The sequence below is a fragment of the Collinsella sp. AF39-11AT genome, assembly GCF_003474585.1.
GTDB lineage: Bacteria > Actinomycetota > Coriobacteriia > Coriobacteriales > Coriobacteriaceae > Collinsella.
Window position 1 is genome coordinate 1 of record NZ_QROG01000039.1, and the last position, 7119, is coordinate 7119.

6 protein-coding genes are annotated in these 7119 nt (G+C 59.6%); all 6 read right to left on the reverse strand.

Features of this window, described 5'->3' with window-relative positions:
• Positions 1-92 precede the first annotated feature (92 nt).
• The 6 genes from tsaD to acpS are packed head-to-tail and all read right to left on the reverse strand — an operon-like array spanning position 93 to position 6916.
• Positions 93-2477: a tRNA (adenosine(37)-N6)-threonylcarbamoyltransferase complex transferase subunit TsaD gene (tsaD, locus tag DW037_RS10135; RefSeq protein WP_117736899.1), complete on the reverse strand. Its 2385-nt coding sequence runs from the start codon at positions 2475-2477 to the stop codon at positions 93-95.
• Entirely contained in the window at positions 2464-2970 is a 507-nt protein-coding gene (gene tsaE, locus DW037_RS10140; RefSeq protein WP_089573670.1) for a tRNA (adenosine(37)-N6)-threonylcarbamoyltransferase complex ATPase subunit type 1 TsaE, read from the reverse strand. Before tsaE ends, tsaD begins: the two co-directional genes overlap by 14 nt.
• Positions 2971-2982: 12 nt before the next feature.
• Positions 2983-3603 (reverse strand): uracil-DNA glycosylase, encoded by a 621-nt coding sequence (locus DW037_RS10145; RefSeq protein ID WP_117565042.1) that lies wholly within the window; start codon positions 3601-3603, stop codon positions 2983-2985.
• 8 nt (positions 3604-3611) lie between these two features.
• On the reverse strand, positions 3612-4757 hold the full coding sequence (alr, locus tag DW037_RS10150) for an alanine racemase (RefSeq protein ID WP_118373252.1): 1146 nt from the start codon (positions 4755-4757) through the stop codon (positions 3612-3614).
• Between the two features lie 2 nt (positions 4758-4759).
• The gene (locus tag DW037_RS10155; protein ID WP_082435564.1) at positions 4760-6376 is read right to left on the reverse strand and encodes an NAD(P)H-hydrate dehydratase; all 1617 of its coding nucleotides are present in this window, start codon (positions 6374-6376) and stop codon (positions 4760-4762) included.
• Positions 6377-6916 (reverse strand): holo-ACP synthase, encoded by a 540-nt coding sequence (acpS, locus tag DW037_RS10160; RefSeq protein ID WP_118373253.1) that lies wholly within the window; start codon positions 6914-6916, stop codon positions 6377-6379.
• Between the last annotated feature and the right edge of the window lie 203 nt (positions 6917-7119).

The following is a 7119-nucleotide window of genomic DNA, read 5'->3' on the forward strand; positions in this document are numbered from 1 at the left end:
AAGGCCACTTAATGTGGCCTTCGTCTTGCGCAGGACTGTAGAGCAGGAAACCTTATATCCGGCCCCTCCGTCCGGGGACCGCGCCGTACCAGCTACAGCGTCATGTTTGGATCGGCGTCGACGTCGAACGGCGAGATTTCTCCTCGGTCGAATTTACGGCGGGCAACCTCTGCGATCATGGCGGCGTTGTCGGTGCACGCCGAAAGCGGTGGCACCGTTACGCGGATCCCCTGACGCCCAAGCTTCTTGATCATCATCTCGCGCAGATGCGGATTAGCCGAGACGCCGCCGCCGATGCAGTATTCCTTGCATCCGGTGGCATGCAGGGCGTTTTTGGCCTTCTTGTACTGAACGTCAAAGACGGCTGCCTCAAACGAAGCCGCCAGATCGGGCAGGTGAATCGTGCGCCCGGCCTTGGTCTCCTGCTCGATGTAGAGCGTCACGGCCGTTTTAAGACCCGAAAGCGAGAAACGATAGTCTCCCCTGCTGTTAAGCGCGCGAGGAAAATCGATCGCGCGGGGGTTGCCCGTCTCGGCCAGCTTGGAGATGATGGGGCCACCGGGATAGCCCAGACCCAACGCCTTGGCTACCTTGTCGAAGGCCTCGCCCACAGCATCGTCGAGTGTCTCACCAAGTACCTCGTAGTCGCCCCATGCCTTCACGTGCACGAGCATGGTATGACCGCCCGAGACGAGCGTGAAGATAAACGGCGGCCTGAGATCGGGCTGCGCCAGCAGGTTGGCGAACAGATGGCCCTCCAGATGGTTGACGCACACGAGCGGCTTGCCGGCGGCATAGGCAAAGCCCTTGGCGAAGGCGACGCCCACTACCAGAGCACCCACCAGGCCCGGACCCTGCGTCACGCCAACAGCGGCGAGTTCGCTCGGCGCGATGGCTCCACCCTCAAGACCAAGCGATGCTGCGGCATCCTCGAGCGCCGCATCCACGACACTCACAATCACCTCAACGTGTTTGCGCGAGGCGATCTCGGGCACCACGCCGCCAAAGCGGGCGTGAAAATCAATCTGTGTCGACACCTGGTTGGCCAGCATATTGCCATCCGCATCGATAATCGCCACGGCCGTCTCGTCGCAGGAGCTCTCGATAGCGAGCACTAGGCGGCGGCGCTCAATTTCGGCACGCTCCCCCTCGGAGCGCCCAGGCGCAGGCAGCGGCCATACGCGCTGCTCTGCCGCCGTCGGCTCGGGCGAAGCATTATCGACCGGAAGCACCAGGGGCAGCGGAGCCGTCATGACGATGGCGTCCTTGCCGGCACCATAGTAGCCGCGGCGACGGCCAGCCTCGGTAAAGCCCAGAGCGTTATAAAGCGCGGTCGCTCCCTCGTTACCGTCCTCGACCTCGAGCGAAGCCGTAGTGCAGCCGAGCATCTGGGCATCATAGCTCACATGCGACAGCAGCTTGCGGGCAATGCCCTCACGGCGATGTGCCGGGTCGACGGCGACATCCAGAATCTGCACATCACCGTCCACGACCATACCGCCGGCAAGGCCCAGCAGCTTGCCGTCGTCGTGTGCCACCCACCAACTACGCGGCGCAGCGACGTCCTCGCCCAGTTCGGACAGGAACATGCCCGGCGTCCATGCCTCGTGTCCGGCACCTTCAAAGCAGGCAGCCTCCAGCGCGCTTGCGCCCTCGGCATCCGCCGCGCCCATGGGACGGAACTGCAGATGACGACCGGCGAGCTCATCGGCAACACCCGTAATTTCGCTCTGTGCACTCTCAGCAAGACCAAGACGCTTGCGCTCGTTTTCCTCGGCATCCGAAAGGCGCGTGTAAATCGGCAGGACGCGGGCCGGATCGCCGTCACCCGCAGCGTGCGCGAGCAGCAAGCCCTCGCCCGAAGGCCACCACAGGTCACGCTCCACGCAGCGGGCGGCCTCGTCCTCACCCAGCAGCTTGCCATAGCGCACGAGACCGTCACCGGTCAGCTGAACCTGGCCCCAGTCCGCTGCTTGGCGCCACTCATCGAGCGCCACGGCGGCCTTGACCACGTGTTCGCGCTCAAATTGACGCTCGGGACCCTCATCGACCAGCATATACAGCGCCGGATATACCTCACCGCGCATAGCATCGGCCAAGATACCAAGCTTGCCGCGCACGCCAGCCTTCCACGCCGTCCAAGCGCAAGCGTCGAGCGTCGACACGCCCAGCAGCGGAACATTGGCACCACGCGCGAGGCCCTTGGCAGTGGAGATGCCGATGCGCACACCCGTAAAGGACCCCGGGCCGCGGCCGACCACATAGCAACCAACATCGCTGCGATCCAGACCGGCTTGAGCCAGCACGCCATCAACGGTATTCACGAGCTCAACGTTGGCGTGACGGCGACACATGTGGTCGCCACTCACGAGCTTCGTCTCACCCGTCTGCCCATCAATCCAGCTTGCCGCGCAGGCAAGCATGTCAGTCGAGGTATCGAGCGCCACCACCAGCGCGTTGTCGTTATGCAAGCTCATCTTGTACAGCCTTATCAATCAAATGGGAAAGCTCCATTGCGCGGTCACCGTGCGCCTCAAGCGTTATCGTTCGCACGTCGCTGTCGCCCTCATCACGCCTGAGCGTCACCGAAAGATACTCATCCGTCAGCTCGTCCTGGAATTGTTCGCCCCATTCCAGCAGGCAAGCACCCTCATAGCCCAGCACATCGAAAATGCCCGTATCCTCGAGCTCGTAGGCATGCTCCAGGCGGTATAGATCAAAGTGAAACAGCGGAATACGACCTTGATCGTGAACGGCCATGAGGGCGAACGTAGGGCTCGTAACCATATGCCCATCGCCCAGCCCGCGCGAGACGCCCTTGGTAAAGTGAGTTTTGCCCACTCCCAGGCCACCGGTCAGGATGAGCACATCTCCGTCCTCAAGGCACGGTGCAATTAGCTCGCCAAAGTACTCCGTATCGGCAGCGCAAGTCGTTTTGTAAGTACCTACCCCCAGGCGCTCCAGGGACATATATGCTCCTTATTATTCCGAGGCGTCCTCTGGTGCGGGATGTCGCCCCAGATAGTCGCCCAGCATCTTAAAGTCTTCCTCCAGTAGCTCCTGCCACGCCGGATTGCGTAGCGCTGCTGCCGGATGGAAAGTGGGCATTACTACAAAATGCCCCATCTGGTGGAACCTGCCGCGCAGCTTAGTAATGCCAATCTCGGTCTTAAGCACAAAGTGCGTCGCGGGGTTGCCGAGCGTCACGATAATATCGGGCCAGATGCTTCGAATCTGCTCGCGCAAAAACGGTGAGCAAGCCAGCACTTCCTCGGGGCGCGGATTGCGGTTTCCCGGCGGGCGGCACTTAAGCACGTTGGCAATGTAGACGTCTTCGCGTTTGAGCCCCGCCAGCGACAAAATGCCGTTGAGATCCTCGCCTGCCGCCCCCACAAAGGGCTCGCCCTGCAAATCCTCATTGCGGCCCGGCGCCTCGCCAATAAACATCACGCGAGCGCGGGGGTTTCCCACGCCAAACACGATATTGTGACGCGACTGGTAGAGCTGGCAGAGGTGACAATCGCCCAGAACGGCCTCGATCTCCTCGAGTGCGACCTCACGCGGCGCCTGATGGCTATGGCCGGGGATGTGCATGACGCCCATAGCGGCTCCTACACGTAGACCTTGTCGAGACGCATGCCAAAGCCGCAGGCGACCTCGTAGTTAATCGTTCCGCGCAGTCGGGCCATCTCGTCCATAGTGATCTCGGCGTCGCCATCGCGGCCGACAATGATCATCTCGTCACCATACTCGGCCTCGGGAATCTCGTGTGCCGGGTTGGACTGAATGGCGACCATAAACTGGTCCATGCAGATATTGCCAACCTGATGCACGCGCTCGCCGCGATACAGCACATCCATACGATTGGAAAGCGTACGCGAAAGGCCATCGGCATAACCGATCGGCAGCGTGCAGATCTGAACGCGCGTACGCGGTACGCGGTAGGTAAAACCGTAGCCCACGCCCTCGCCCATCGCAGGGTGTGCCACGCGCGTCACGCGCGCATGGACGCTCATAACGGGATCAAGCTGCATCACGCGGCCACTCAGCTCGCACGGCTGCATGCCATACAAGCCGACGCCGGCGCGAATCATATCAAAATGCATCGAGGGGTCGAGCATCGAGGACGGCGTGTTGGCGCAGTGCACGATACCGCACTCAAAGCCCGCATCCCTAATGGCCTGAACGGCCTCGGTAAAGCGCTGACACTGCAGTTTGTAGTCCCAGCCCGAAGGTTCATCGGCCGTGGCGAAGTGAGTAAATACGCCGTCGCACTGAATACCGCGATGGAAATTAATACCGCGGACAAAGTCGAGCACCTGCGTGTAATGTACGCCAATGCGGTTCATGCCCGTCTCGATGGCGAGATGATACTTGCCCACCTTGCCCGCCGCGACGGCACATTCGCCATACGCAAGAGCAAAGTCAGACGTATAGACCGAGGGCATGATATCAAACTCGAGCAACGTCGGAATAGCCTCGATAGGCGGCTCGCTTAGGATGAGGACGGGTTTCGTAATCCCGCCCTGTCGGAGCTCAACGCCCTCGTTAACCGTCGCCACGGCAAACATGTCGGCACCGGCCGAATACATGATCTTGGCGCACTCAACAGCTCCATGACCATAAGCATCGGCCTTGACCACGCAGCACAGGCGCTGACGCGGATTCAGCAAGTTCTTATAGGCCCTCGTGTTGCGACGGAGCGCCCCGCGGTCGATCTCGACCCAGGACCAGCGCGTCAAATCGGCTTTATTCATGATTAGTCATCCGACCCTTCGTCCATGATTCCCAGATCTTCGAGCGCATCCTTTGCCGCCAGCTCCATGGCAGGACCGATCAAGTCGATAAGATCGGTCGCGATGACGCTCTTCTCACCATACTCCGTCGCCGCGGCAAAACCGGCGTAGCTGTGAAGTGCGACGGCGTACGAATACAGCAACTCCCAACGATCCATCTCGTCGCGCATGGTGGCAAGCGTGCCGGCCAAAATACCCGCGAGAACATCACCCGAACCGGCAGTTGCCAGAGAAGCCGGACCCGAGAGCGGCAGCAGCACACGCTCAACGCCACAGATAGCCGTCGTCGGCCCCTTGGCAATGACCACCAGATTGTCGGAGCCTGCAGCCCAGACAACCTTCTGCGCGGCCGCAATCGCGGTACCAAGGTCGTTCACCTCGTCACCGGCAACCAGACGAGAAAGCTCACGATAGTGCGGTGTCATAACCAACGGCTGCTCGCGACGATACATCTCGGGGTTACTATCAATACCGTCAATGGCAATCTTAGCAAGGCAGTTGAGTGCATCGGCGTCCAAAATTAGCGGTACATCAAGCTCGAGCAAGCCCGAAACCACCTGCATAGCGCCGGCAGACGTCGTCATACCGGGACCGCACAGCACGCAGCTGTACTTCTTTGCGATCTCGCACACCGTCATGCGCGCAGCGGCGCCAAAGGAGCCGCGGGAATCAGACGGAATAGCAAAGACCGGAATCGAAGGAAGTGCCATGCGAATGAGATTGGCGCAGGCGTCAGGAGCCGCGACTGCCACGTAACCAGCACCCGCGCGAGCTGCAGACTTGGCCGCCATAATGGCAGCACCAGGATATTGCGCTGATCCGGCGACAATAAGCACGGAGCCACGGGAATACTTATCGATATTCGATGGTAGCGGAGCAAAGTAATCAACTAAGTCACCGGGCTCGACAATCTCGGCGGCGTGGTCGACATCATCGATGACCTCGTCAAGACGGTCGTAAAGATTGCCGCAGATCAAATCGCCGGCATACTCAGGACCATCAGCGCTATACAGACCAATCTTGGGCGCAATCATCGTCACCGTGCGCTCGGCACGAATGCAGTCGTCATCAACAACGCCCGTCTCGGCATTCAGGCCCGAGGGGACATCAATGGATACGACACAATCGGCGCATTCATTGACCGTAGGAATCCAAATGGAGAACGGCGCACGCAGATTCCCGTGGAAACCGGTACCAAAAATGGCATCGACAACAACATCGGCCTTATCGATCAAAACCTCGAGTTCGTCACGCGAGGGACCGACGCAAACGTGCACATCGCGGCCGGCAGTTCGACGAGCAACATGACGTGCCAGAGCAGCAGGAATCTCATCCGGCTCAACCGGAGAAACGATATCCACGTCCACACCCTTGTGGCTCAGGATATCGGCGGCAACCCAACCGTCGCCGCCATTATTACCAAAACCGACCAGAACGAGAACCCGATCGGGATTGAGCTTCAAGACCTCGTTGGCGGCAAACTCACCCGCTAGCTCCATAAGCTCGGCCTTCGAAGTCCCTTCGCGTTCGATGATATCCTCGAGACGAACGACTTCTTCGGTACTCAAAACCGGTTTCATCTATGCTCCTAGCGTATCTTGCGAAGCATCGCCCAGGTGCTCCGTCAATGCTGAATTCTGCAGCTGTTCAAGCTCATCTAAAACAGAGCGAGCCTCTTTAAATGTCTGCGCAACGCGTTTCTTGTTGCTCACTTTTTCTTCCTTAGGCTTAGGTCGAGCATCTTCGGTAATGGCGATGGCATTCGCAACGGCTAAGTCTCCTGTAAGCGTAATGGAAAGAGCGACCTCAACAACACCCAGCTCTTGAGCGATCTCGAGTGCACGGCCCGAAAGCAGCGCCTTCGGCTTGCCGAGTTTATCACGCGTTACCGAAACATCCTGGCGACCCACGCCTTGACTAAAACCCGTGCCGAGAGCTTTAAGCACCGCCTCGCGCGAAGCAAAGCGGCTCGCATAGTGAGCAGCGGGACGCGATGATGCATCGCAATACGCACGCTCTTCTTCGGTAAACACACGCCGAGCAAACGACGGCGTCTTTTCAAGAATTGATTTCATGCGGGAAATCTCGACGATATCAACGCCGATACCAGCTTCAGCCATGTTCACCTCCATATCGCACAGACTAAGTTATTGTAGCCCGTTCACAGAAGATGCGACAAACGAGGGTTATAAAACACAGCTACTATGTGAGACAAATTGCCCGAGATACAAAAAAGGGGGAGGCCGCGAGGCCTCCCCCTTCTGCAGTTCAAGCGTACGGCTCGGTGCCGTCCACCGGTCAGCGGCGCCCTGGCCTCCCACGG

Coding starts and splice junctions, on each gene's coding strand:
- tsaD (WP_117736899.1), bottom strand. CDS start 2,477: ATGAGCTTGCATAACGACAACGCGCTGGTGGTGGCGCTCGATACCTCG.
- DW037_RS10145 (WP_117565042.1), bottom strand. CDS start 3,603: ATGGGCGTCATGCACATCCCCGGCCATAGCCATCAGGCGCCGCGTGAG.
- alr (WP_118373252.1), bottom strand. CDS start 4,757: ATGAATAAAGCCGATTTGACGCGCTGGTCCTGGGTCGAGATCGACCGC.
- DW037_RS10155 (WP_082435564.1), bottom strand. CDS start 6,376: ATGAAACCGGTTTTGAGTACCGAAGAAGTCGTTCGTCTCGAGGATATC.
- acpS (WP_118373253.1), bottom strand. CDS start 6,916: ATGGCTGAAGCTGGTATCGGCGTTGATATCGTCGAGATTTCCCGCATG.
- tsaE (WP_089573670.1), bottom strand. CDS start 2,970: ATGTCCCTGGAGCGCCTGGGGGTAGGTACTTACAAAACGACTTGCGCT.